At 34.4% G+C, this 1,646-nt stretch carries 2 protein-coding genes; both read right to left on the bottom strand.

Annotation, left to right across the window (positions count from 1 at the left end; genetic code table 11):
- Window positions 1-122: 122 nt before the first annotated feature.
- Complete coding sequence (gene opuFA, locus V7659_RS28535; protein ID WP_335543432.1) at window positions 123-1,079, bottom strand: osmoprotectant update ABC transporter ATP-binding subunit OpuFA; 957 nt, start codon at window positions 1,077-1,079, stop codon at window positions 123-125.
- 89 nt (window positions 1,080-1,168) lie between these two features.
- Window positions 1,169-1,646 (bottom strand): MarR family winged helix-turn-helix transcriptional regulator (locus tag V7659_RS28530; RefSeq protein WP_335543431.1); only part of this gene is annotated, 478 nt, incomplete at its 5' end.

Here is a 1,646-nt window from a genome sequence, read left to right as displayed (position 1 = left end):
AATAAATCCCTAGTGGTATCGCAATAATTAATGAGAAAAAAAGAGCAATTAACGATATTTCTATATGTTGCAAAAGAGCGTTCAAAAGCTGAGATTTTCGATCTGATAAGACACTTATCAAATTACTCATGAATTTGCCCTCCTTTTCTCAAATATTGAGACATTACCTTCACTGCATTTTGTCTGTTGATGATACCGATTACTTCTCCATTTTCCTCTACAGCAATTTGTTCGAATGATTCTAGTAGTTCTAATAATTCATCTACTGGAGTGGATAATGAAATGGTTTTCGTATCAGATAAAAATCCTTCTCCTGCTGAAACAGGTGTAATTAGTTCATTCAATTGAATCGAAAATTTACGGCTGCCAACAAATTCACGTACAAAATCATTCACAGGATTGGATAAGAATTCGTGTGGAGAACCAACCTGAACGATTTCACCATCTTTCATCAGACAAATACGGTCCCCAAGCTTTAAAGCTTCCTGCATATCATGTGTGACAAACACAATGGTTTTTTTCAGTTTTCGCTGAATTTCAAGCAGATCATCCTGCAATTTTTCCCGGCTAAAGGGATCAAGCGCACTAAACGGTTCGTCCATCAAGATGATTTCAGGGTCGGCTGCTAAAGCTCTTATAACACCAATTCGTTGCTGTTGTCCGCCCGAAAGTTCACTAGGTTTTCGATTTCGATATTCTATTGGGTCAAGACCTACCATATTTAGCAATTCATCAACACGACCAGCAATCTTATCTTTGTCCCAATTTTTTAGTTCCGGTACAACGGCAATATTTTCAGCAATTGTCATATGTGGAAAAAGTGCAATTTGCTGAAGTACATATCCGATATTCCAACGAAGTTCATTGATATCATAGTCGCTTATTTTCTTTCCATTAATCCAAACCCAACCTATTGATAATTCAATGAGGCGATTAATCATTTTTAATGTGGTTGTCTTGCCAGAACCACTGGGTCCAATTAAAACAAAAAATTCGCCTTTCTTTATTTCTAAATCTAAAGACTTTACGGCAAATGTCCCACTAGGAAATTGTTTCGATACTTGTTCAAATCGAATCATTTTACCTCTCCTTTATATATTTGTTTACACTATCTTTCCCTTGTAAAATTTTCTATTACATAGATATCTATGTAATTTTTCAAAAAAAATTAAAATCTTTTTAAGACTTTTTCTAATAAATGTTCCAATTGTACTTTTTCGCTGGTTGTTAAATCCCCATAAATGACAGTGTTTAATTTTTCTGAGATCTCACGAAATATCGGTTCTAGCTGTGTGCCTTTTTCCGTAAGATTGATTAAAGTTATTCTACTGTCCTCCTTACTCTTTTTTCTCTCTACAAACCCTAGCTTCTGTAACTTATCAATTAAAACTGTAACGGTCGGTTGAGTGCGATGAATTTTTTCAGCAAGTTCCTTCACAGATAAGCTATTTTTTTCGAAAAGGCACACTAAAATATCCCCATGTGATGGGGCTATACCATCAACTCCGTACTTGTTAAGCTCCGACAAAATCAAATTGTTTACTGAATCTCTAATCTTTCCAACCTTTGATGCTGTGTCATATTTTATCATGTTTTCTATTATACATAGATATCTATATATTCTCAAGTAAATAAATGAGTCAATA

The sequence above is a fragment of the Neobacillus drentensis genome, assembly GCF_036966985.1.
Taxonomy (GTDB): Bacteria; Bacillota; Bacilli; order Bacillales; family Cytobacillaceae; genus Neobacillus; species Neobacillus drentensis_E.
Note: the sequence above shows the minus strand (reverse complement) of the source record. Positions and strands in the feature narration are given on the sequence as shown.

Coding starts and splice junctions, on each gene's coding strand:
- opuFA (WP_335543432.1), bottom strand. CDS start 1,079: ATGATTCGATTTGAACAAGTATCGAAACAATTTCCTAGTGGGACATTT.